Source organism: Knoellia sp. S7-12 (assembly GCF_040518285.1).
In the GTDB taxonomy this organism is placed as follows: Bacteria; Actinomycetota; Actinomycetes; order Actinomycetales; family Dermatophilaceae; genus Knoellia.
This window is the reverse complement of record NZ_CP155449.1, coordinates 3,409,505-3,431,917: the sequence shown is the minus strand read 5'-3', so window position 1 is coordinate 3,431,917 and position 22,413 is coordinate 3,409,505. Positions and strand designations below refer to the sequence as shown.

Annotated in this window: 25 protein-coding genes and 1 riboswitch; of the genes, 13 read left to right on the top strand and 12 right to left on the bottom strand. The window is 67.2% G+C overall.

The window, feature by feature from the left end; genetic code table 11:
* Positions 1-134 precede the first annotated feature (134 nt).
* Genes V6K52_RS16480 through V6K52_RS16470 form a run of 3 tightly spaced genes read left to right on the top strand, consistent with a single transcriptional unit; the run spans position 135 to position 1,541 of the window.
* Complete coding sequence (locus V6K52_RS16480; protein WP_353951202.1) at positions 135-539, top strand: cold shock domain-containing protein; 405 nt, start codon at positions 135-137, stop codon at positions 537-539.
* Complete coding sequence (locus V6K52_RS16475; RefSeq protein ID WP_353951201.1) at positions 539-1,276, top strand: DUF3027 domain-containing protein; 738 nt, start codon at positions 539-541, stop codon at positions 1,274-1,276. The genes V6K52_RS16480 and V6K52_RS16475 overlap by 1 nt, the downstream gene beginning before the upstream one ends.
* A 7-nt stretch (positions 1,277-1,283) precedes the next feature.
* Entirely contained in the window at positions 1,284-1,541 is a 258-nt protein-coding gene (locus V6K52_RS16470) for a DUF2530 domain-containing protein (RefSeq protein ID WP_353951200.1), read from the top strand.
* Positions 1,542-1,626: 85 nt separating this feature from the next.
* Here the strand turns inward: V6K52_RS16470 and V6K52_RS16465 are convergent, their stop codons facing one another.
* Entirely contained in the window at positions 1,627-3,114 is a 1,488-nt protein-coding gene (locus V6K52_RS16465) for an NCS2 family permease (RefSeq protein ID WP_353951199.1), read from the bottom strand.
* Positions 3,115-3,233: 119 nt separating this feature from the next.
* Between V6K52_RS16465 and V6K52_RS16460 the strand changes: the two genes are divergently transcribed.
* Complete coding sequence (locus tag V6K52_RS16460; RefSeq protein WP_353951198.1) at positions 3,234-3,686, top strand: MarR family transcriptional regulator; 453 nt, start codon at positions 3,234-3,236, stop codon at positions 3,684-3,686.
* Positions 3,683-4,984 (top strand): MFS transporter, encoded by a 1,302-nt coding sequence (locus V6K52_RS16455; RefSeq protein ID WP_353951197.1) that lies wholly within the window; start codon positions 3,683-3,685, stop codon positions 4,982-4,984. The genes V6K52_RS16460 and V6K52_RS16455 overlap by 4 nt, the downstream gene beginning before the upstream one ends.
* A gap of 201 nt (positions 4,985-5,185) precedes the next feature.
* Here the strand turns inward: V6K52_RS16455 and serC are convergent, their stop codons facing one another.
* From serC to V6K52_RS16440, 3 genes are all read right to left on the bottom strand, one after another.
* Complete coding sequence (gene serC / locus V6K52_RS16450; protein WP_353951196.1) at positions 5,186-6,310, bottom strand: phosphoserine transaminase; 1,125 nt, start codon at positions 6,308-6,310, stop codon at positions 5,186-5,188.
* 206 nt (positions 6,311-6,516) lie between these two features.
* Positions 6,517-7,665 (bottom strand): citrate synthase 2, encoded by a 1,149-nt coding sequence (locus V6K52_RS16445; protein WP_353951195.1) that lies wholly within the window; start codon positions 7,663-7,665, stop codon positions 6,517-6,519.
* Between the two features lie 70 nt (positions 7,666-7,735).
* On the bottom strand, positions 7,736-8,422 hold the full coding sequence (locus tag V6K52_RS16440; protein WP_353951194.1) for a hypothetical protein: 687 nt from the start codon (positions 8,420-8,422) through the stop codon (positions 7,736-7,738).
* A gap of 30 nt (positions 8,423-8,452) precedes the next feature.
* On the opposite strand from V6K52_RS16440, the gene V6K52_RS16435 reads away from it, so the two are divergent.
* The 5 genes from V6K52_RS16435 (at position 8,453) to V6K52_RS16415 (ending at position 13,343) form a co-directional block, all read left to right on the top strand.
* Complete coding sequence (locus V6K52_RS16435) at positions 8,453-9,688, top strand: MFS transporter (protein ID WP_353951193.1); 1,236 nt, start codon at positions 8,453-8,455, stop codon at positions 9,686-9,688.
* A 15-nt stretch (positions 9,689-9,703) separates the two neighbouring features.
* Positions 9,704-10,411 carry a metal-dependent transcriptional regulator gene (locus V6K52_RS16430; protein ID WP_353951192.1) on the top strand — a complete coding sequence of 236 codons (708 nt, stop codon included), beginning with the start codon at positions 9,704-9,706 and terminating at the stop codon, positions 10,409-10,411.
* A 152-nt stretch (positions 10,412-10,563) separates the two neighbouring features.
* Complete coding sequence (locus V6K52_RS16425) at positions 10,564-11,442, top strand: hypothetical protein (RefSeq protein WP_353951191.1); 879 nt, start codon at positions 10,564-10,566, stop codon at positions 11,440-11,442.
* Positions 11,443-11,658: 216 nt separating this feature from the next.
* Positions 11,659-11,805: riboswitch (cyclic di-AMP (ydaO/yuaA leader) on the top strand.
* A gap of 3 nt (positions 11,806-11,808) precedes the next feature.
* Complete coding sequence (locus tag V6K52_RS16420; protein ID WP_353951190.1) at positions 11,809-12,636, top strand: C40 family peptidase; 828 nt, start codon at positions 11,809-11,811, stop codon at positions 12,634-12,636.
* Between the two features lie 125 nt (positions 12,637-12,761).
* On the top strand, positions 12,762-13,343 hold the full coding sequence (locus V6K52_RS16415; RefSeq protein ID WP_353951189.1) for a DsbA family protein: 582 nt from the start codon (positions 12,762-12,764) through the stop codon (positions 13,341-13,343).
* Between the two features lie 22 nt (positions 13,344-13,365).
* Here V6K52_RS16415 and V6K52_RS16410 read toward each other — a convergent pair whose 3' ends face one another.
* The 4 genes from V6K52_RS16410 to V6K52_RS16395 form a co-directional block, all read right to left on the bottom strand.
* Entirely contained in the window at positions 13,366-14,547 is a 1,182-nt protein-coding gene (locus V6K52_RS16410) for a YibE/F family protein (protein WP_353951188.1), read from the bottom strand.
* Between the two features lie 100 nt (positions 14,548-14,647).
* Positions 14,648-14,848, bottom strand: a complete 201-nt coding sequence (locus V6K52_RS16405; protein WP_353951187.1) for a heavy-metal-associated domain-containing protein — start codon at positions 14,846-14,848, stop codon at positions 14,648-14,650.
* A gap of 212 nt (positions 14,849-15,060) precedes the next feature.
* Positions 15,061-15,891: a F510_1955 family glycosylhydrolase gene (locus V6K52_RS16400; protein WP_353951186.1), complete on the bottom strand. Its 831-nt coding sequence runs from the start codon at positions 15,889-15,891 to the stop codon at positions 15,061-15,063.
* An 88-nt stretch (positions 15,892-15,979) separates the two neighbouring features.
* A complete protein-coding gene (locus V6K52_RS16395) occupies positions 15,980-16,576 on the bottom strand; it encodes a DUF305 domain-containing protein (protein WP_353951185.1) in 597 nt (198 codons plus the stop codon).
* Between the two features lie 293 nt (positions 16,577-16,869).
* On the opposite strand from V6K52_RS16395, the gene V6K52_RS16390 reads away from it, so the two are divergent.
* A complete protein-coding gene (locus V6K52_RS16390; protein WP_353951184.1) occupies positions 16,870-17,097 on the top strand; it encodes a hypothetical protein in 228 nt (75 codons plus the stop codon).
* A gap of 305 nt (positions 17,098-17,402) precedes the next feature.
* Here V6K52_RS16390 and V6K52_RS16385 read toward each other — a convergent pair whose 3' ends face one another.
* Genes V6K52_RS16385 through V6K52_RS16375 form a run of 3 tightly spaced genes read right to left on the bottom strand, consistent with a single transcriptional unit; the run spans position 17,403 to position 19,556 of the window.
* Positions 17,403-17,777 (bottom strand): hypothetical protein, encoded by a 375-nt coding sequence (locus tag V6K52_RS16385; protein WP_353951183.1) that lies wholly within the window; start codon positions 17,775-17,777, stop codon positions 17,403-17,405.
* Positions 17,770-19,266, bottom strand: coding sequence for a multicopper oxidase family protein (locus V6K52_RS16380; protein WP_353951182.1), 1,497 nt, complete (start codon positions 19,264-19,266; stop codon positions 17,770-17,772). The genes V6K52_RS16385 and V6K52_RS16380 overlap by 8 nt, the downstream gene beginning before the upstream one ends.
* 47 nt (positions 19,267-19,313) lie before the next feature.
* Positions 19,314-19,556, bottom strand: a complete 243-nt coding sequence (locus V6K52_RS16375; protein ID WP_353951181.1) for an SHOCT domain-containing protein — start codon at positions 19,554-19,556, stop codon at positions 19,314-19,316.
* Positions 19,557-19,702: 146 nt separating this feature from the next.
* On the opposite strand from V6K52_RS16375, the gene V6K52_RS16370 reads away from it, so the two are divergent.
* Together V6K52_RS16370 and V6K52_RS16365 are read left to right on the top strand one after the other, a co-directional pair.
* On the top strand, positions 19,703-20,446 hold the full coding sequence (locus V6K52_RS16370; RefSeq protein ID WP_353951180.1) for a response regulator transcription factor: 744 nt from the start codon (positions 19,703-19,705) through the stop codon (positions 20,444-20,446).
* Between the two features lie 53 nt (positions 20,447-20,499).
* Positions 20,500-21,573 (top strand): HAMP domain-containing sensor histidine kinase, encoded by a 1,074-nt coding sequence (locus V6K52_RS16365; protein ID WP_353951179.1) that lies wholly within the window; start codon positions 20,500-20,502, stop codon positions 21,571-21,573.
* A 22-nt stretch (positions 21,574-21,595) separates the two neighbouring features.
* Here the strand turns inward: V6K52_RS16365 and V6K52_RS16360 are convergent, their stop codons facing one another.
* Positions 21,596-22,255 (bottom strand): SGNH/GDSL hydrolase family protein, encoded by a 660-nt coding sequence (locus V6K52_RS16360; RefSeq protein ID WP_353951178.1) that lies wholly within the window; start codon positions 22,253-22,255, stop codon positions 21,596-21,598.
* Between the last annotated feature and the right edge of the window lie 158 nt (positions 22,256-22,413).

The window sequence follows — 22,413 nt, the reverse complement described above, 5'->3', positions numbered from 1 at the left end:
ACCACCCAACCGAGTTTCGACGCCAAGCGAAAGGCGTGCGCGCGGCATACGTGGTCCGAGATAGCCTGTGCTGGTTAGCCCGGAAATGCGATGCCCGCACTCCGGACCACCCGCAGCAAACACAGAGGTGCTCCGTGCCGACTGGCAAGGTGAAGTTCTACGACTCCGAGAAGGGCTTCGGATTCGTGTCCACCGACGATCCCACCGAGGGCGGCGACGTCTTCGTGCCCTCAAGCGCGCTCCCCGAGGGTGTGACCGCGCTCAAGAACGGTGCTCGCATCGAGTTCGGGATCGTCGAAGGTCGACGCGGCGCGCAGGCACTGTCCGTGCGACTGCTCGAGCCCGCAGCGAGCGTCGCCGTGAACCGCAAGGTGCGAGATCGCAAGCCCTCCGAGGACATGGTCGTCATCGTCGAGGACGTCATCACCCTCCTGGACTCGGTCCAGAGTTCGCTGCGCCGCGGTCACTACCCGGACAAGGACCACGGTTCCAAGGTCGCCCAGGTGCTGCGCGCAGTCGCTGACGACCTCGAGATCTGATGCCCGCCGTCAAGCCCGACGCCACCCTGCGCGCAGCCGTCGACCTCGCCCGCGAGGCCGCCGAGTCGATCGCGGAGTCGGGGACGGTCGGTGAGCACCTCGCCATGGAGATGGTCGAGGACCGCCTCGCCACTCACTATTTTGCGTGCACCGCTGGCGCCTACCCCGGCTGGCGCTGGGCGATCACCGTCGCGCGGGTGCCGCGCTCCAAGACCGTCACCGTCTGCGAGGCCAACCTCGTCCCCGGTGACGGTGCGCTGTTGTCACCGGAGTGGCTTCCGTATGCCGACCGGCTGGCTCCCGGAGACGTCGGACCTGGCGATGTCACCCCCAAGATCGACGACGACCCGCTGCTCGTGGCCGGCTTCGAGGCCACGGGCGACCAGGACGTGGATCAGGCAGCCCAGTGGGAGCTCGGCCTCGGTCGCCCCCGCGTCCTGTCCGCTGAAGGTCGCGAGGTCGCTGCCCAGCGTTGGTACGACGGCGACCACGGCCCCAACGCCCCGGTCGCCCAGAAGGCTCCGGCTCCGTGTTCCTCGTGTGGCTTCTTCGTGCCGATGGCAGGTGCCCTGCGGGATTTTTTCGGCGTGTGCGCCAGCGCCTGGTCACCTTCCGACGGTCGCGTCGTAAGCCTTGACCACGGGTGCGGTGCACACTCCGAGGTGGACATGCAGGGCCCCGAGCCCGAGGTGATCGCGCCGATCGTGCTCGACGACAACGCGCTTGAGCGGGTCTGACGCCACCATGAGTGAGCGCGACGGCGCGGGCGAGCGCAGGGTCGAGGTGGAGACGCTGAGGGCGCTCGAGGTCCCGACCCAGCGGATCATCGCGATCGGCCTTGTTCTCTGGGCCATCGCGTTGCTCGTGACCTTGCTCGTGCCCGCGCTGCACACCGGGTCCCGGGACTGGTGGCCGTGGGCCTGTGTGGCCGGGTTCGTGCTCGGCTCGATCGGGTTGCTCTATGTCCGTCGTGGCCGCGGCAACGCCCACGACGCCGGCTGACCACAGACTTATTGCCCGTTTGGATGGCCCAGTCGGCGCGCAGCGCCTCTCCGTGCTGTCCAAACGGGCAATAAGTCGGGGAGAATCAGACGCCGAGGGCCGTCTTGATGGGGTCGATGGCGAAGTACAGGACGAAGAGTCCGGCGACAAGCCACATGAGCGGGTGGATGGCTGAGCTCTTGCCGCGCACCACCTTGATGAGGACGTAGGCGACGAAGCCGGCGCCGATGCCTGCCGTGATCGAGTAGGTGAACGGCATGAGCACGATCGTGAGGAACGCCGGGAGGGCGATCTCGACGTCGTCCCAGTCGATCTCCTTGACCTGCTGCATCATCAGGAAGCCGACGAGCACGAGGGCCGGAACCGCGGCCTCGGACGGGATGACCTGGACGAGGGGTGCGAAGACCATCGACGCGAGGAAGAGCAGCCCGGTGACGACGGAGGCCAGACCCGTGCGCGCACCCTCGCCGACACCCGACGCGGACTCGATGTAGCTCGTGTTCGACGAGACTCCAGCGGCGCCACCCGCAGCGGCGGCCAGGGAGTCGACGACGAGGATGCGGTCGGTGTTGGGCGGCAGACCGTTCTCGTCGAGCAGGTCGGCCTCGTGACCGATCGCGGTCATCGTGCCCATGGTGTCGAAGAAGTCGGCGAGCATGAGCGTGAAGATGAGCAGGGCGGCCGCGACGATGCCAACGGACTGGAACGAGCCGAGCAACGAGAACTGTCCGACCGTCGCGAGGTCGGGGGAGCCGATGACCTTGTCAGGCGGCGTGGGCACGACGAGGCCCCAGCCGGTGGGGTTGACCTTGTTATCGGGGAGAACCATCGGTCCGATCTTGGCGATGGCCTCGATGGCGATCGCGAGGATGGTCGTGCCGACGATGGCGATGAGGATCGCGCCGCGGACCTTGCGCACCCACAACACGATGAGGGCGATGAGGCCCGTGACGAAGACAAACGTCGGCCACCCGCCGAGGAAGCCGTCGACGCCGAGCTGGACCGGCACCGGCCCCTGTCCCGTGCGGCGCACGAAGCCAGCGTCGACGAAGCCGATGAGGGCGATGAACAGGCCGATCCCGACCGAGATCGCGACCTTGAGCTGCTTGGGCACGGCGTGGAAGACCGCCTGCCGGAAGCCGGTGAGGACCAGCACGAGGATGATGATGCCCTCGAGCACGACGAGCCCCATGGCGTCGGCCCAGGTCATCTGCGAGGCGACGGCGAAGGCGACGAAGGCGTTGAGTCCGAGCCCGGTCGCCAGCGCGAGCGGGAAGTTCGCCACGACCCCCATGAGGATCGTGAGGAGTCCCGCCACGAGCGCGGTGCCGGCGGCGATGGCCGGCAGGTTCGAGCCGTCGCCGGGACCGCCGCCGAGGAAGTCCCCGTTGACGTCCGGCGCGAAGCCGAGGATGAGCGGGTTGAGCACAACGATGTAGGCCATCGTGAAGAACGTGACGACCCCGCCACGCACCTCCCGGCTGATCGTCGAGCCGCGCTCGCTGATCTTGAAGTAGCGGTCGATGGTGGAGGACCCCGTGCTCTGCGGGTCGGCTGTGGTGGCAGTCGGCATGCGGGAACCCTAGCGAGCGGCAGGGGCGAGCGGCAGACAAAGGGCTCACTCGGTGTCACGCACGGTCGCGGGTTGAGACCGGAAATACTTAGCACAGGTAATGAGTTAGGCTAAGTATCATGAGTGAACAACCGCCTACGTATGCCGCCCTGCGGCCCGCCGCGGTGTCTTCCCTCGCCGGTGAGCTCCGGTTGGCCTGCATGCGGATCTCGCGCCGTGTCCGATACGAGAGCACGGACGCCGTTGCGCCACACCACTTCTCCGTCATGTGCCGCCTCGAGGAGGCGCCTCGCACCCCCGGCGAGCTGGCCGAGATCGAGCGGGTCAGTGCGCCAAGCATGACCCGCACGGTGGGTGGTCTTGCCGAGCTCGGTTTCGTCCAGCGCGCTCAGCACCCCACGGACAAACGTCAGGTCATTGTGACCCTCACCCCCGAGGCCCGCCGGGTCCTCAAGGAGATTCGCCGCAAGCGGGATGCCTGGATGTCGGTCCGCGTGTCCCATCTGGAACCCGAGGAGCAGGCCATCCTGCAGCGGGCCACCGTGATCCTCACCCGGGTGGCGGCCGAATGAGTCCGACCTTCACCTCTTTCACCGAACGCAACTACCGGATCTACTACGCCGGATCCTTCGTCTCCAACATCGGCACATGGATGGGCCGGGTCGCCCAGGACTGGCTCGTCCTGACCGAGCTGACCGATCACTCGAGCCAGGCGCTCGGCATCGTCACTGGTCTCCAGTTCCTTCCATTCCTCGTCCTCGCCCCCTGGGCGGGTGCGATCGCCGACCGCTACCCCAAGCGTCAGATCCTCCTCGTCACCCAGGCACTACTCCTCGTCAGCAGCCTCGTGCTCGCCGCGCTCGTCCTCACGGACACCGCGACCCTGTGGCAGGTCTACGCGATCGCCCTCGTGCAGGGCGTCATCACTGCCGTCGACAACCCGGCCCGACAGTCCTTCGTCTCCGAGATGGTCCCGCGCGACAAGTTGGCCAACGCGGTCGCGCTCAACAGCGCCTCCTTCAACGGTGGCCGGCTCATCGGCCCCGGCCTCGCCGGCCTGATGATCGCGACCGTGGGCACCGGCTGGACTCTGCTCGTCAACGTGTTGACCTTTGTCTTCGTCCTCGCGGCGCTGTCGAGGTTGCGGGTCAGTGAGCTCGTGCCGTCGCCCCTCACGCGCGGAAAGGGCGCCATCCGGGACGGCATCCGCTACGTCCGGAACCGCCCGGACCTCAAGTTGGTCATGCTCCTCGTCTTCGTGCTGGGCACCTTCGGGATGAACTTCCAGGTGACCACGGCGCTCATGGCGACCCTGGAGTTCGACAAGGGCCCCACCGAGTACGGCATCCTCGGCTCGATCATGGCGGTCGGCTCGCTCACGGCGGCCCTGCTCAGCGCGCGTCGAGGCGAACCGCGGCTGCGCGTCCTGCTCCTCGCGCTCGCGGGCTTCACGGTGTCGACAGCGGCAGCTGCCCTGGCCCCCACCTACGAACTGTTTGCGCTCGCCCTCATTCCTGTCGGGCTGTCCGCCCTGACTGCGCTCACCACGGCCAACGCCATGGTGCAGCTGCGCACCGACCCGCTCGTGCGCGGTCGGGTCATGGCGCTCTACATGGCGATTTTCATGGGCGGCACGCCGATCGGGGCGCCCCTCATCGGTTGGATCGGGGAGGTCTGGGGTCCGCGCTGGACCATCGCCATCGGACCGATCGCCATCGGCAGCACGCTGGTCGTTGTCCTGTGGTGGCTGGCCCGCAGGGAGAATGTCCGGGTGAGCTACGAGTCGCAGCGGTCCCCGCGCATCACCATCGAGACGCTCCCGGCAGTGCGGGACATCGTCACCGAGCCCGCCCCTGAGGCTGCCCGATGACGCCCACCTTTCGTCGGCGGATGACGCTCGGCGTCCTGGCGATCGTCCTCATCGTGGCGATCGCGTATGCCGTCCTGACCTGAGCGGGCAGCACGTCGCCTCGCGCTCAACATCCCCCAAAACGCGACCTACCCCTCAGTAAGCGTGGTGATCACCACACTTACTGAGGGGTAGGTCGCGTTTTGAGAGGGTCAGCTCAGGTCAGAGCGCGGCGACCACGTGCTCGATCGAGGCGATGAGCTTGCTGACGTCCTCGGGGTCGACGGCCGGGAAGGTCGCGACCCGCAGCTGATTGCGGCCGAGCTTGCGGTAGGGCTCGACGTCGACGACGCCGTGCGCGCGCAGGGTGGCGGCGATGACCGAGGCGTCGACCGTGTCGTCGAAGTCGATCGTCGTGACGACCTGGCTGCGAGCTGCAGGGTCGGCGACGTAGGGGGAGGCGTAGTCGACCGACTCGGCCCACGTGTAGAGACGGTCGGACGAGTCCTTGGTCCGAGCCGTGGCCCAGTCGAGGCCGCCCTGAGCGTTGAGCCACTGCACCTGGTTGTCGAGCAGCGCGAGCGTGCCGACGGCCGGGGTGTTGTAGGTCTGGTCCTTGCGGCTGTTGTCGATGGCCGTCGGGAGGCTGAAGAAGTCGGGGACCCAGCGACCGGAAGCAGTGATCTCGTCCACGCGAGCGAGTGCCGCGGGGGAGAAGAGCGCGAGCCAGAGGCCACCGTCGGCGGCGAAGCACTTCTGCGGGCCGAAGTAGTAGACGTCTGTCTCGGCGACGTCGACGGGCAGGCCGCCGGCCCCGGAGGTGGCGTCGATGAGGACGAGCGCGTCGTCGGCTGCACCCTCGACGCGGCGCACGTCGGTCATGACACCGGTGCTCGTCTCGTTGTGGGCCCAGGCGTAGACGTCAATGCCGTCCTCAGCCACAGCCACAGGGCGGGTGCCCGGGTCGCTCTTGATGATCGAGGACTCACCGAGGAACGGTGCGTTGGACGTCACCGCACCGAACTTGCTCGAGAACTCACCGAACGCGAGGTGCTGAGCGCGCTCGCGGACGAGGCCGAAGGCGGCGATGTCCCAGAACGCGGTCGAGCCACCGTTGCCGAGGATGACCTCGTAGCCCTCGGGAACCGAGAACAGGTCGGCGAGGCCGCTGCGCACCGACTTCACGAGGTTCTTGACGGGGGCCTGGCGGTGGGAGGTGCCGAGGACGGTGGAGCCGAGAGAGGCGAGGAACTCGACCTGCTCGGGGCGGACCTTGGAGGGTCCGGAGCCGAAGCGGCCGTCGGTGGGAAGGAGGTCTTGGGGGATGGTGATCGCAGCGTCAGTCACCGGCTCATCCTCCCGCACGCCACGAGTGCCGCCGGTGTGAGTTCACCCACCGGACGTCGCCCCGCCTGCCGGCTGGCGAGACGGTCACCGACGGCACGGCACGGTTCCCCGAGTTCTGCTGAACGCCACTCACCAACGAGAGACACGGCATACCCCAAGAATTTCGGGTATGCCGTGTCGGCGTCGTCAACGGGTCGGGTGCCGGTTCAGCTCGCGCGGTAGCCCTTGACCGACTCGATGCCGCGGGTGGCTTCACCGACGTAGCGAGAACTCGGGCGGATGAGCCGCCCGGTCTCCTTCTGCTCGAGGATGTGCGCCGCCCAGCCAGCCGTACGTGCGGCGACGAACAGCGGGGTCATCATGTCGCCGGGGACCTTGGCGAAGTCGAGGAGCACGGCCGCCCAGTAGTCGACATTGGTCTCCATGACCCGCTCGGGGTGGCGCTCCGCGAGGGCCGCGATGGCCGCCTTCTCGAGCTCGACGGCGACCTCATAGCGGGGGGCGCCGAGTCGCTTGCAGGTGTCGCGCAGGACAGCGGCGCGCGGGTCGTAGGCGCGATAGACGCGGTGGCCGAAACCCATGAGGCGGTCGCCACGGTCAAGAACATCCTTGACGTATGCCGTGGCGTCACCCGTGCGTTCGACACCCTCGATCATGTGCTGGGCTCGCGAGGGGGCACCGCCGTGCAGCGGCCCCGACAGGGCGCCGATCGCGCCGGACATGCAGGCCGCGACGTCGGCGCCGGTCGAGGCGATGACGCGTGCGGTGAAGGTCGAGGCGTTCATGCCGTGCTCGGCCGCGGAGATGAAGTAGGCGTCGATGGCCTCGACGTGCTTGGGGTCGGGCTCGCCGCGCCACCGGATCATGAAGCGCTCGACGATGGTCCTGCCCTCGTCGACCCGGCTCTGCGGAACCATCGGCGACGACTGGCCGTGCGCGGACTGGCCGATGAACGACAACGCCATGACCGAGGCGCGAGCAAGGTTGTCACGGGCCTCGGTCGCGTCGATGTCGAGCAGCGGCTTGAAGCCCCAGACCGGCGCGAGCTGGGCGAGAGAGGACTGCACGTCCACGCGGATGTCGCCGGTGTGGACCGGAAGCGGGAACGGCTCGGCCGGCGGCAGGCCGGGGTCGAACTCGTTGTCGACGAGGAGCCCCCACACCTGGCCGAAGCTCACGCGTCCGACGAGGTCCTTGATGTCGACGCCGCGATATCGCAGCGCGCCACCTTCTTTGTCGGGTTCAGCGATGGTCGACTGGAACGCGATGACGCCTTCGAGGCCCGGCCGGAAGTCAGGATCCGCGGTGGCGGGCTGGGCAGCGGCGGGCTGTTGGGTCTGGGCCTGCGGTGTCACAAGTTCCCTCGTCTCGGGTCTTCCGGTGTCGGGCAGCATCATTGTGCACGCCGCCACTGGTTGGGGTGGGTCAAGCGGGTGGATCGATGGCAATCCAGGTCTGGTCGGCCCGGGCGAGCAGGCGCCCGTCGGCCGTGAACAGCGCGGACGCTGCGTGGCGCTTGCGGCCGTCGTCGCCACGTGACCATGACAGCACGATGTGCTCCTCCCCGGCGACCGGAGCGGTGAAGATCTGAGCGGTCATCGTGCCGAGCACCATGAGCGTCGTGGGGAAACCGGCCGCCTTGCCACCCGGACAGTCGAGCGCGGCCCACACCACCGGACCGGACACGTCGAGCGGAGTCCAGGTGGCGGCATACCGGCCGCTCGTGTCGTCCACGGGTCCGGAGCGCAGCCGCAGGCCGGTCGGGTGGTTTGGTCCGCAGCCGTAGCACGTGGGGAACGGGTGCTCCTGAGGCGTGATCGCCCGGGTCTCGGCGTCACGCGCCTCGACGAGAGTGACCGGCTGTGGCAGGTCGCCGGCAGGGGTGGGCGCGTGAGAGGCGCTGGCGACGACCGCATCACCGTCACGCAGGGTCGTGAGTTCCCCTGTCTCGAGGGCCAGCTCGCGATCGAGGGGTGGTGGCAGGTGCAGACGCACGGACACCGCAGGCCGTTCGGGCGACACGGGGGTGTGCGCGGCCACGAGGCCGCTCACCCACCCGCCATTGCCCGACGTCGGGGGCCCGTTGTATCGACGAGGGATCATCACGTGCACGCGTCCAACGTACGTGTCAGGGTGGCGGTCGTGTCAGCCACTGACGACTTCTCGTTGCGCAGCATCGCGTTGCCGGCGTTCGGACCCACGGCCGTGTGGTCGGTCGGAGTGGGTGCCTCGCTGCCCATCGTCGCGCTGAGCGCCCGGGACCTCGGGGCGAGCGTTGCGGTGGCGGCGGCGTTCGTCCTCATCGAGGGCATCGCAGCCTTTGTCTCGACGCTGCCAGCGGGTTCGCTCGTGGCCCGCATCGGCGAGCGCAGAGCCCTCGCTGGGGCCGCCGTCGTGGACGCTCTGGGAGCCGCGCTCGCGGTCTTCGCGCCGAATCTGTGGACGCTCGGCATCGCCATCGGCCTCATGGGAATGACGGGTTCGGTCTTCCTGCTGGCTCGCCAGTCGTGGCTCACGGCTCGCGCGCCGGTGCGGATCCGCGCACGAGCAATGTCGACGATGGGTGGGGTGCAGCGCGTTGGACTCTTCGTCGGCCCGTTCATCGCGGCGCCCCTCATCCTCGTGTGGGGCACACAGGCGGCGTATGCCGTCGCTGTCGTCGCCGGCCTGTCGGCTGCAGTCTGGGCGTGGGTCGGGCTGCGGGATCACGACGGCGCCAGCGACCGGGCGGCGTCTGGGGTGGAGCGGCCCGGCGGCGTGGGGGAGCGCATCAGCCTGCCCGGCCTCCTGCGCGAGCACCGCCGCGTGCTCCTGACGATCGGCGTGGGTGTCCTGCTCATCGGGGCCGCACGTCAGGGACGGTTCGTCATCGTGCCTTTGTGGGCGGAGTCGGTCGGCGTCACGGACAGTCAGACGGCGCTGATCTTCGGGATAGCCGGAGGTGCCGAGGTGCTTCTCTTCTATCCAGCCGGTTCGGTCATGGACCGGTTCGGTCGCGTGTGGGTCGCGGTGCCCTTCCTCCTCGTGCTCGGCGTCGGGATGGTGCTGCTCCCGCTGGCCCAAGGCTTCGCCACAGTCGCAGTGGTCTCGACGCTGATAGGAGTCGGCAACGGGCTGGGCTCGGGCATCGTGCAGACGCTCGGCGCCGATGCCGCCCCTGTCGTCGGTCGAGCGCAGTTCCTCTCTGTCTGGAGGTTCCTCTCGCTCATCGGCCAGAACGGTGCGCCTCTGCTCGTCAGTGCTGTCACTGTCCTTGCAAGCTTGGGCGCCGCGTGTGTTGTTCTCGGCCTGGTCGTCCTGGCAGGTGCACCGTGGCTCGCACGATGGCTGCCGGCATACGATCCACGCCGCGCAGCGGTCGGGCCTGTCCGATCGTGATGAGAGACTGGGGTCGTGACCGATCTCATCGACACCACGGAGATGTATCTCCGCACCGTCTTCGAACTTGAAGAAGAAGGCATCACGCCGCTGCGCGCCCGGATCGCCGAGCGTCTCGGCCACTCCGGTCCCACCGTCTCGCAGACAGTCGCGCGCATGGAGCGCGACGGTCTGCTGGCCGTTGCTGGTGACCGACACCTCGAGCTGTCCGTCGAGGGTCGCCGCCTCGCGACGCGGGTCATGCGCAAGCACCGCATCGCCGAGCGCCTCCTCGTCGACGTCATCGGCCTCGAGTGGGAGTACGTCCACGACGAGGCGTGCCGCTGGGAGCACGTCATGTCCGACCGGGTCGAGGTCAAGATCCTCGCCCTCCTCGCCGACCACGCCGAATCGCCCTACGGCAACCCGATCCCCGGGCTCGACGAGTTCGGGGAGGCGCTCGGAGAGGACTTCCGACTGGGCCTGTCGACGCTGAGCGAGGTGGCCGAGATCCAGCCCACCACCGTGACCGTCCGGCGCATCGGCGAGCCCGCCCAGGTCGACCACGAAGCGCTCGGTCTCATCACCGCCGCGGGTCTCCTGCCCGGGCAGTTGGCCGTGGTGCGCCGCGAGGGTGGACGGGTCATTGCCGCGCTCGCCGGTGCTGATGAGTCGACCGGTGTCTCTCTGCCCGATGACATCGCTTCGCACGTCTTCGTGGCCCGAGCCGCAGCACCAGCCTGACTCTGGATCGAGCCACGATCGACCCACGATCAACCCGAGATCGACCCTGAGGGCCCCTGCGGATAAGCCAGGGGCTGTTATCGGAATGTGACTTTGGCTGATCCCACCGTTACCGTGGAGTCATCCCTGATCCGCCCGAGAGGTTCTCTTTCGTGATTTTCCCTGTCACCCGTTCCGGTCGCCGCCGCGCTGACAAGCGCAGCCGACTCCCCGATCTCAGCACTTTCTCGTCGATCTCGAGACCCACCGCGGTCAAGAGTCTTGTCGGCCTTGGCCTGGCCACCAGCGTTGCTGCTGCCTTGGCGATCCCGGTCCAAGCGGCCCCCGAGCAGGTCGAGCTGTCCAGCCAGACCTCTGCCCTGGTTGCCCGCGACCGCGCCGACGCCGTGCAGGGCACCGCCTCCCGCAGCTCGGCCCGCGCCGGTGTGGCCAAAGCGGGCACATCGGTGACCGCCCCGGCCGCTGCCGAGAGCGTCAAGGTCGCGGCAGGCCCCGTCGGCGTCACCGCCGTCGCGAAGCCCAGGCCCAAGCCCAAGCCCAAGCCCAAGCCCGAGCAGAAGCCCGAGCAGAAGAGCGCCGAGCCCTCCGAGAAGGCCACGACGAAGACCGATGAGTCGTCCTCTTCCTCTTCCTCTTCCTCTTCCTCGAAGTCGTCCTCGTCATCGTCGTCGGTTCCCTCCGGCGTCGGCTCCGGTGCTTATGTCGGCTGGTGCAGCGGCAAGGGCCTGGGCAATGGCGCGTCAACGGTCTGCTCGGCAGTCCGCTCGAACTTCGGCATCACCAACATTGGCGGCTTTCGCGCCGGAGCCGGCGACCACGGCACCGGCAAGGCTGTCGACGTCATGGTGTCCGGCTCGACGGGCGACGCTGTCGCCCAGTGGGCCACCAACAACATGGGCAGGCTCAACATCACCTACGTCATCTGGGAGCAGCGCATCTGGCTCGCCGGCTCGTCGGGCTGGCGCTCCATGGACGACCGGGGATCGGTCACCGCCAACCACTACGACCACGTGCACATCTCCGTGAGCTGACTCGCGTCCAACGCCACGACGAAGGGCGGGGAACCTGACGGTCCCCGCCCTTCGTCGTCCCCGGACTGGCGGCTCGCCAGGCGCTGTTTCGGGCGCATCAGCGACTCGTCGTGACCCAAACGTGACTTTGCCCATGGGGTTGGGTACCGTGGCATCGGCTCGTCCTCCCCTGGGGTGAGTTGTCGCGACGGATTGCTGAGTCCTGTCACCGTTGGCGACTGCATCGCAATCCGCTTGACAGGAGCGGGGGACCCAATTCTGGGGCAACCGCCAGTTGCTCCTTGGGGTTAAGTCAGTTTCGACTGGCCGGGCAGAACCTCCGCCCGAACCCGACAGCTCACCCCGTAGGCATCGAGAGGTTCACACGTGGCTCACTCCACCCATGGGCGTCACCGCGCGCCCGGACGACACAACCCTGTCTCCGAACTGTCCGTCATTGCCACGCGCGCCGGTGTCTCCGGCGCCAAGGCCTCCGCGGTGCTTGCTGCCTCGGGTGGACTCGTGGCCGCGTTCGCCCTCCCCGCGTCGGCTGCCCCCGACACCGCCGCGAAGGTCACGACCAGCGTCCCGGCAACCCCGATCGCCGCGCCTGCAGCCCCGGCCATCAGCGCCCCGGCTGTCTCGACCCCGGTCAAGGCCGAGGTCGTCGGCGTCACCGGTGTCACGGTCGTCGCCAAGCCGAAGCCGAAGCCCAAGCCCAGGCCTGTCGTCGTGCGTGAAGAGACGACCGAGATTCGCCCGGCCGCCGCAGAGCGTTCGAGTCAGCGTTCGAATCAGCGCTCGACCGCGTCCTCGACGCGCAGCGCGAAGTCGGCGAGCCGGTCCGTGGCCCGCAAGCCGGTCACGCAGAACGTGGCACAGTCCGCGAGCGGAGTCGTCAACATCGCTCGGAGCCTGCTCGGCATCGCCTACGTCTATGGCGGCACCACGCCGGCCGGCTTCGACTGCTCCGGCTTCACCCAGTACGTCTTCCGCAAGGCCGGCGTCTCGATCCCCCGCACCGCCTCGGCCCAGCAGGCCGCTGCCACGCCGGTGTCGAGCCCGCGCCCCGGCGACCTCGTCTTCATGGGTAGCCCCGCGTGGCACGTCGGCATCTACACCGGTGACGGCAAGTTCATCGACTCGCCGCGCACCGGCAAGTTTTCGAGCGAGCGTGCAATCTGGCAGACCCCCACGGGTTACGGCCGCTTCTGAGGGAGCCCGGTCGCCTCACGAAGGTGACCACCCGGCATACCCCGCCGAACGAACGTCCCCAGGCCCGCAGCATGGCCCGGGGACGTTCGTCGTTGGAGGGCGTGGTCATGTGGTTCAGTGGAGCGATGGCCGACCTCCCGCTTGATCTCTGGGGCGACATCACGGACCCGTGGTCCTATGTCGCGAAGCGTCGAGTCGAAGCGGCGGTGATGGCGTCCGAGCGGCCCCACGACATCGTCCTCGTCCATCACGCCCTCCCTGGGGCCGCGGTGACTCGCGATGAGCTCCGGCGGGTGGCGGTCGCCGCGAGGCCGGATGGCATCGACATCGCCGTGACGGAGCCTCCCGACGCCGACACGACGGATGCTCACCGGCTCGTCGCGCTGGGCCTCACCCTCGGTGGTCCGGCGCTTCAGGGCGCGATGCTCGAACGGCTGTATGCCGCAGTGTTCACCGAGGGACTCGACGTCAGCTCACACCGGATCCTGCAGCGCTTGGCGGCCGAAGCCGGCCTGGAGGAGCACCGAGTGGGTGACGTGCTTGCGTCGTCAGAGCGCTCGGCAGAGGTGGCCGCCGATGTGGCTGCCGCACGTGACGGTGACGTCACGGAGACGCCCTGCCTCGTGGTCGACCATCACGCCAGGCTCGGTGGCCCGGCGAGCGCCGAGGCCTACCTCGCACTCATCGCAGGTCGGACCACCGTCTGAAGGGCCGCCCTCGGGCCCGACTTCACGAGGTGATGGTTCTGCGGGCGGTAGCCGCCGCCAAGGCCGTGGTGATGGGGACGGCGGCGATCAGCCCCAGCGTGGCCACGACGCTGCGAACGATCTCTTGCGCGATGACCTGCGTGGTGATGACGTTGCCGATGGAGCTGTTGTTGGCAGCGATCAGGATGAGCAGCGGAAGGGAGGAGCCGGCGTACGCGAGAATGATTGTGTTGATGACGGAGGCGATGTGGGCTCTGCCGACTCGGGTCCCGGCGCGATAGAGCTCGCGCATTCCGTACTCGGGGTTGGCGCGCGCGAGTTCGGTGACGGTGGCGGCTTGGGTGACGGTGACGTCGTCCAGGACGCCGAGAGACCCGATGATGATTCCCGCGAGCAGCAGCCCTTGCAGGTTGACGCTGTGGGAGGTGGCCAGGAAGGTCGATGATTCGTCGGCGAACCCGGTGAGGTGCATGCCGGCCACTGATGCCGCTGCGAGGAGTCCAGTGAGGAGCAGACTTGCCAGTGTTCCCAGGACCGCGACCGAGGTGGAGAACGTGAGTCCGTGGGTGAGGTAGAGGACAGTGAGCATGATCGCGGAGGCACCGACGATCGCCACGAGGAGGGGTGATTCGCCGGCAAGGATGGCGGGGACGACGAAGAGGAGAAGCAGGGCGAAGGTCGCGACCAGACCGATCAGGGCGGAGAATCCGCGCCACCGCCCAAATGCGACCACGGCCAGGGTGAAGGCGATCCCGAGCAGCCATAAACCCTTGGTGCGCTGATGATCCACGATGTCGTACTGACCGCCGTCAGGATTCTCGGTCAACACGAGAATGACCTCGTCACCGTCTTCGACGGTGGGCGCACCCGGCCCGTTGGGCAGAGTGACCACGACGTCGAGGCCCTGGTCGGGGCCGTCGGAGACCTTCACTTGTGCGGTTCCACAGCCGTTGACGTCCAAAGTGGCTCCGCCGGGGAGCGGCTCTTGGCCTGCGGGGGTTTCGGGGCACGGTTGTTTTGTCACACCGGTGACGACACCTTGGTGCTGCGCGGCGCGCCCGGACTGGTCGGCGACGTTGCTGGGAGGGGGCCAGAGCCAGATCAGGGCGAGGAGCGTGATGAGCCCAGTGGGGACGATGACGGCCAGTGCGATGGTCCGCATCCGTTGCGTGTCTGCACCGGCGTGACGTGAGTGGTGGCCCATGATCAGAGACTTCCTTTGCGAGATCGAACCCCACTGAAGGAGCCACGTGGGCGGCACTGTCGGCCGATACTACGGGTCGTCCTGGAGGGCTGGGTTGGGGTCAGGCGGGCTTATATCCAGCGGAGGCGATCGCGGTACGCACTGCGGCTTCGTCAACATCGTTACCGGTGGCGGTCACTGTCGAGGCGTCCAGGTCCACTTCGGCGCCTGAGATGCCGGGAACGGACTCGACTGCGGCGCTGACTTTGGTGGAGCAGCAGCCGCAGGTCATGCCGTTGACGGTGATGGTGGTGGTATTCATGGGTGGATCCTCTCGTTGTGGGCTTCCCAACTTCTATCGAACGCTGGAGTCTATACCCTTAGGGGGTATGCGTATGCCGTGAGCTCAATTACAGGGTGGGATCGTGCGAATTGCGTTCAGCATGCATGCGAGAATCGGATGCAAGTGGCGGAACCACGCAGGATCAGCTCTTGAGACGGTGACCGTCACCCTTTCGTCCGCGAATCGCGGGCCTATTCACTGATGGCGGTGAACTTGGTCCCATCCCTGGAACTGAGGACGTCCTTTTCGGTGACGACGAGAACCTCGATGCCCGAAGTGGTCATGCTGACGCTCATCGCTTGGGGTGGAGGAACTCTCGCCCCAGTGAGGCGCCATGTCTTGGCGCCGTCGGTGCTCATCGCCACTGCTCCGTCGAGTGTGATGCCCACGGCCGTTCGCGTGTCGCCAAATGCGACCTGCTGCAGCCGCGGCGCACCTGTGACGGGTGCCCATGTGACCCCCCGGTCCTTGGACGCCATGAGGCCTTCCTCGGTGGTGGCCAGAACGGTCTTGCCCTCCGGGTCGGAGGAGAGTGTTCGCGGCTCCCCGAGGAGGTCGGCAGTTGACCACGTTCGGTGGTCCCTCGTGCGCCGCAGTTGTCCGTCGAACGCGATGAGGATGTCACCGGCTTGCGTGAGGGTGTGGAAGTCCGAAAGTCCTCCACGGGAGAGGACCGTCCAGGTCCTGCCGCTGTCGGTGCTCTCGATGAGGCCCATGGGTTGGGGGAGTTCGCGCACCGCGTTCGGGTGTCCTGAGGCGTAGTAGTGTCCGGCGCCAGCAATGGCAAAACCCATGAGATCGATGGTCGGGCCGACCCTGATGGGGCCGTCCGCGCCGTACTGGAAGAGGCCTTCGTGCGTCGCTAGGAGCAGTGTGCCGTCCCCCGGGTCTCGGCCCACACCGTGGACGTGCGCAGACGGCAGCGCTGCGCTGGCGACGCCGACCGAAACGGTTGGCGCCGCGTCTGCGTCGTCGCTGGCTTTCGCCGAACAACCAGCCAGCAATGCCAGCGAGCTGGCCACCGCGACTATTGCGCTTATGCCGTGGTGGGCTGGCCGGTGCATTGGAGCCTTTCGGGTCGAGATCGTCGGTGGGCGTGCCGGCGGGCTGTCAGAGGAGGGCCTTCATGATGGCGATTTCCTTGTTCTGCCCATCGACGATTGCCTGGGCCATCTCCTTGACCTCAGGGTTGCTGGTCGTCTTGAGAACGTCCCCCGCCATATCGACGGCGCCCTCGTGGTGCTCGATCATCATCGTGAGCCACATCTCGTCAAAGGCCGCACCACTTGCTGCGGACAGGTCCTTCATGTCTCCATCGGCCATCATGCCGCCGCCGCCGTGTCCCCCATGACCTTCCTCCGCCGTCATGGGGGCCTTCCACTCCTGGAGCCACTTCGTCATGGTCTCGATCTCAGGACCCTGCGCCGCCTTGATCTGCTCTGCCAGTTCCGTCACCTTCGGGGAAGCATCCTTCTGCAGAGCTTGGTCCGCCATCTCGACGGCCTGCTGGTGATGCGGGATCATCATCTGGGCGAACATGACGTCGCCTCTCTGACCAGCGTCAGCGTTCTCGGACATGCTCGACTTCGTGGGGCTCGTCCCACCACTCGCGCCGGACCCGGCCTCGTCCGTTCCGCAGGCACTGAGCGTGAGGACGGCCGTGATGCCGAGCCCGGCAAGGATGGGGTACCGCTTGTTGAGGTGCACGAGAGTTTGCTCCTTGAGTTGCGTTTTCGATCGTGGTGGTGCGCACCCGGTGAAGGGGAAGTCAGGTGCGCACCGGTGTCCACCATGCGGTGCGCACGATGGGCCTCTGATCTGGATTTCCTGAAGGTTTGATGAAGATGGCCTTGGCACGGCTGGTCGGCCCTAGGTCGACTGATCGGGATTCGCGTCAGCCGCCGTGGTGAGCGGTTGGCTCGGCTGCACGTCGCGTGGGCTTGGTGCCGTCGACCGCCTGCGGCGGGGCTGGGAGGCGGAGCCTTTTGAGCATCAGGGCGTTGACGGCGACGATGACGCTTGATCCGGACATCGACAGCGCCGCGACCTCGCCCGGGCATGAAGAACATCATCGCGGCCATCATGGCCGTGCACAGGAGTGCGTAGACGATGGCGCCCGTTCCCGCAGCGCCGGTCGCCACGAGCGCAAAGACGATCAGCAGCATCGGAATACAGCAGACCAGCATCATCAGACCGTGACCGCGACCATGACCGTGAGGTTGGTTTGAGGCTCGGCCTTCGGGCTGACCGGTCATGTGCTCGGATGTGGACGTCGCAGTGGGTGTCTCGTCGTGCCAGTGGACCGGCGTGCTGTCGCCGTTCGGCGTGGTGCTCATAGCGGTCGTCCTTTCAGTGATGCTGGAACGTGCCGCGACTACGGCGGTTGCGCCGAGCACAACATCTGCGATGCGTTCAGTGGGGGTGATGTTCACGGAGGGTCTGTGGATGCCCATGTCTTCCTTCCTTCTATCTCCACAGTGATCCACTCGAGTAGAGGTAGCGGCGGGCCTGTCGTGAAGGTTTGCTGAAGGCCCTACGTGTGGTGCTCGGTGTGTTGCACCGTTGGCGTTGGGCCAGGGCTCGGCGCATCGGTCGTGCCGCTGTCCGCGCTAATTGCTGGCCCCACAACAAGGGCCGAGATGAGGAACATGGCTGTGAAGACGGCTACTGCGATTGCCGGTGCATGCCATGTCCGGAACCTGCCGTGGATGCGCCTGAGCATCGGGATGGACAGGAGGAGGCCCACGAGGTACAGCGCAGCGTTACCGCCCGCCCCCGTCAGGAACGCGGTGCCTGCGATCAGCCCGACGTGGTGCAGGACGTGAGGTACGAGCCCCAGAACGGCACCGACGACCGTGCCGGTGGTGTCCCTGACGGCTACCAGGCGGCTGGGCTTCTGGTCAGGCACGGTAGGACAGGGTCGTCATCATGCCGGCCTCGGCGTGGTAGATGTTGTGACAGTGTGTCGCCCATTGCCCGGGGTTGACAGCGTCGAGGTCGACCTCGACGGACTCCATGGGGCGAACGATCACGGTGTCCTTGCGTGCTTTTGTATTGCGAAGTCCGAAGGTGTGGCCGTGCACGTGCATGGGGTGAAACATCATCGACATGTTTCGCAGCCGCAGCCTGACCCGCTCGCCTTGGCGGATCTCGAGGGGTTCTGCCTCGTCGAAGGTCTTGCCGTTGATGGTCCACCGATACTTCGTCATCGAGCCGCCCAGGACCAGATCGTGAGTGCGGTCGGGTTCCTGTGCGCGCAGGGCCACTTCAGGGGTAGCGCGGAGCTGAGTGCCGAGCGCGACCTGCTTTCGCAGTTCAGCGGGGGTCTCTCCGGGAGCGGGAACGTCACCGCCCGCTGTACGAACCAAGGCCAAGCCTTGGCCCGATTTCCCCTCGGCGGACGCGACCAGCGGAAACGTCCCATCGCCCAAGGTAGTGACAACGTCAAAGCGCTCCCCCATCCCGATCAGCAACGCATCCGTATCAGTCGGGACCACAGGGAAGCCGTCGCTGTGCGTGACCGTCAGGCGGTGGCTACCAAGCGCGACGCGGAAGGCAGTGTCCGATGCCGCGTTGATCATACGAATGCGCACTCGCTGGCCGGGCTTCGCACTCAAGGTGACGGGAGACGCCGGAACCCGTCCGTTGATGAGGTAGTGGGGGTAGGTCACATCACCGGCGCCGCCAAGGAGCGGTGATTGCATTTCCGCGCCCATGCCGCCCATTGGCATCCCGCCCATGGAGCCGTGGTCCATGCCGCCCGAACCCGCGCCTCCCTTCCTCAGTGCGGCGAGGACGTCATCGGGCGTCTGGCCGGTGCCGTCGACCCAGTCGTCGAGGACGACGATCCATTCCGCGTCATAGTCACCGGGCTCGGCCGGATCGTCGACGACGAGAACGCCGTACAAGCCGCGGTCGAGTTGCACGCCCGAGTGCGGGTGGTAGAAGTACGTGCCCGGGTCAGGAACGGTGAAGTCATAGGTGAACTGGCTGTTGGTCCCGATGGGGCTCTGGGTCATCCCAGGTACGCCATCCATGTCGTTGCGCAGGGCTACTCCATGCCAGTGCACGCTGGTTGATTCGGGAAGCGCGTTGTCGACTATCACCACCACGCGGTCACCCGCTGTGGCGCGCAGCAACGGGCCGGGAACACTGTCGCCATAGGCCCAGCTGCGGACCATGGGACCGCCCAGATCCAAGGTCGCTGGGCGCGGAACCAAGCGCGTGGTGACGGTGCGTTGCCCGGCCACCCTTCGTGCCCGCTCGGCCATGGCGACGGCCTGGGATGAGGAGGTGACCGCAGTACCGGTGGAGGTGCTGCACGCTGGCAGTCCCCCGAGAGTCAGCAGCCCGCCAGCGGAGCCGAGCAAGACGGCACGTCTGTTGATGGCGGGCATGCTGTGCGTCTCCTCAAAGGGGTTGGGGTGCTTCGTTGCCGGTGGTCTCAGTGCGCCGAGCGCAGCACTACCTGGCGAGCGTGGTATTCGTCGGTGTCGATCTCGCCGCGGGCGAACCGCTGGTCGAGGATGCGACGGGCGTCGTCGTTCCCTTCCCGGGTCTGTTTCGGATCGCTGCGCGCATCCCTGAACAGGGCCACGACAGCAACAACCACCAGCGCCCAGAAGGCGATGGCCGTCAGGCTCATCAACAGCCACCCCGTCCAACCCATCCCGTCGTTCCACATCATGGTCCTCAGCTCCTTCGTGTCGATGCCCCCACTGTCGATCGGCGACCCGGTTCGCGCGGCTGCGGTTGTGTGAAGGTTCGCTGAAGATCCGCTCACGCCGTCCCGTCTCGTCGGGTCGTGGTGATCGCGTCCTGCACGATGGGCAGATGGTCCACGACACGCCAACCGGGCAACCGGCCCCCCCAGCACAGTCCCGCGGCGTCCGGGCGCTGGTCGTTGAGGATGACGTGCCCATGGCGACCCTCATCGGCCACTACTTGGAACGCGAGGGTTACGAGGTCCGCCTGAGCCATGACGGTGTGGCAGCCGTGCAGGCGGCTCGCGGACTCGATCCCGACGTGGTGGTGCTCGACCTGGGCCTGCCGGGTCAGGACGGGATCGAGGTGTGCCGACAGCTGCGCACCTTCTCCGACGCCTACGTGGTCATGCTGACCGCGAGGGCAGACGAGCTGGACACCCTGATCGGTTTGTCGGTCGGTGCGGACGACTACATGACGAAGCCCTTCAGCCCGCGCGAGCTCGTGGCACGTCTTCGAGCCATGCAGCGGCGGCCCCGCCCGCTGGACGGTTCCGACGCCGGTCCCACCTTCCGTAGGTTCGGGACACTGACCATCGACCCCACCGGACGCGACGTCTGGCTCGAAGATGAAACGGTGCCCCTGACGCGAACGGAGTTCGACGTGCTGGCCGTCCTGTCAGCGCGTCCCCGGATGGCCTTCAGTCGACGCCAGCTCATCGATCAGGTGTGGGGAGAGACGTGGGTGGGTGACGAACATCTGGTTGATGTTCACGTGGGACATCTGCGGCGCAAGCTCGGCGACGACGCAGGCGCCGCCCGGTTCATTCGGACGGTGCGTGGCGTTGGCTACCGGATGGGGACGGGCGAGTGACGCGGCATCAGATGGAGGCACGGAGGTTGGGACGGGCTGGTTTGGCGCCGCGCTTGCTCATCGCTCAGACGCTCGTACTGGTCGCGGGTGCCGTGACCACCTGGCTGGTTGCTTTTGTCGTCGGACCGAGCATCTTTCATGACCACTTGCGCCAAGCCGGAGTCGGTCACTCACCCAGCGAGGCTGCCCATGTGGAGGAGGCGTTCGGGTCTGCCCTGCTCATCGCGCTGGGTGTGGCGTTGACGGCGTCCGTGCTTCTCGCTCTTGGGGTGACTGCGTTCTTCACCCGGCGCGTACAGCGCTCGACCGCTGCCGTCGCCCACTCCGCCTCCAGGATCGCCAGTGGGCACTACCAGTCACAGGTCCCCAGCCCCGGTCTGGGCGCTGAGTTCGACCAGCTCGCCACCACCATCAACGATCTCGCCCAGCGCCTCGGCGACGTTGAAACCACCCGTCGCCGCCTCTTGGCCGACCTCGCGCACGAGATGCGCACACCTCTGGGCAGCATCGAGGCACACCTGGAGGCGATCGAGGACGGCGTTCGAAATCTTGACGACGAGACCCTGGAGGTGTTGCGCGGCAACACCTCACGCCTGCAGCGCCTCGCCGAGGACATCACCGCCGTCGCCCGTGCGGAGGAAGGTGGACTCGACCTCCGACCGGTGCCCACGGACACGAACACCCTGGTCGAGTCGGCGACGGCCGCTGCACACAACGCGTACAACGAAAAACAGGTGGCCCTCGAAGTGGACACCCGGCCAACGGGTTCCGTGCTGGCCGACCCGGACCGCATGGCTCAGGTGCTCGCCAACCTGCTCGACAACGCACTGCAGCACACCCCGCCGGGCGGCCGCGTTCGGGTCTCCGTGCGCAAGCCCGACCCCGACTGGGTCGAGATCACCTTGACAGACAACGGCGAAGGCATTGACGCCAAACATCTGGTTCACATCTTCGAGCGGTTCTATCGTGCCGACCCGGCCCGCAGTCGCGTGCGAGGCGGCAGCGGCATCGGCTTGACCATCAGCAAGGCACTCGTCGAAGCCCATGGTGGAGGCCTGTCCGCATCGAGCCCTGGCCCCGGCGGCGGAACGGCATTCACCATTCGACTTCCCCTCAGCCGGGCGTAGCCTGCGCTGTCCGCTGGCGATGTCATTCGCCTTGGAGTCGAGGCTCATGAACTCCACTGTTGACTCTGGACGAGCTTGACCGGCCCCCTTGAAAGACGGGTACCGGCAGCGGCAAGCCGACTTGGTCGCCGCGTTCCGCCGACATCTGCTGCCAAAAGGCGTCCGCCCAGACGCGGTGTCCGCGATCGTTGGGGTGGAACCAGTCGGCCGCGTACTGGTTGAGCATCGCCCGAAGTCCTTGCGCCTCAAGAGCCTCATGCAGCGCAACAGGCCTCAAACCATGCGCGACAGCACTTGTCGTGAGCATCCGGGCTGCCTGCCGTGCCTGGCGCTCCCAGTGGCCGTGCATGAAGTACGGCACGTCCGCGACGTAGGTGCCGGAAGGCAGCGCGGAGGTGAGCCTGTCACTGGCCAAGCTGAACGCGGCGCGGTCGTACTGCAGGATGTCGTTGCCCCCGATCGCGACGGTGACGACGTGCGGGGTGCGCCCGAGAGCGGCGAGTGCCGGTATCTGGGAGTCGATCACGTCGTCTATGCGAGCACCGGAGCGGCTCAGATTGACGACCTGCACCCTGTGCCCAGTGCTGTTCCGCAATCGTTGTGCCAGCAACCCGACGTAGCCGCGCTCCGGTCGACTCGCGCCGATGCTCTGTGCGGCGCTGTCGCCGAGCGCGACGTACAAGAGTCCGCCAGATCGGCCCTGAGGTCGTGCCCAGTAGTGGGCGTAGCTGACGTCGCTTCTGGCGACCTTCGCAAGCTTCAGACCCCAGACGGCCGCCAGCACGAGCCCGACACCTCCGAGTGAGAGCCTGCTGAGCATAGAGAACAGTTGTGGGGTCT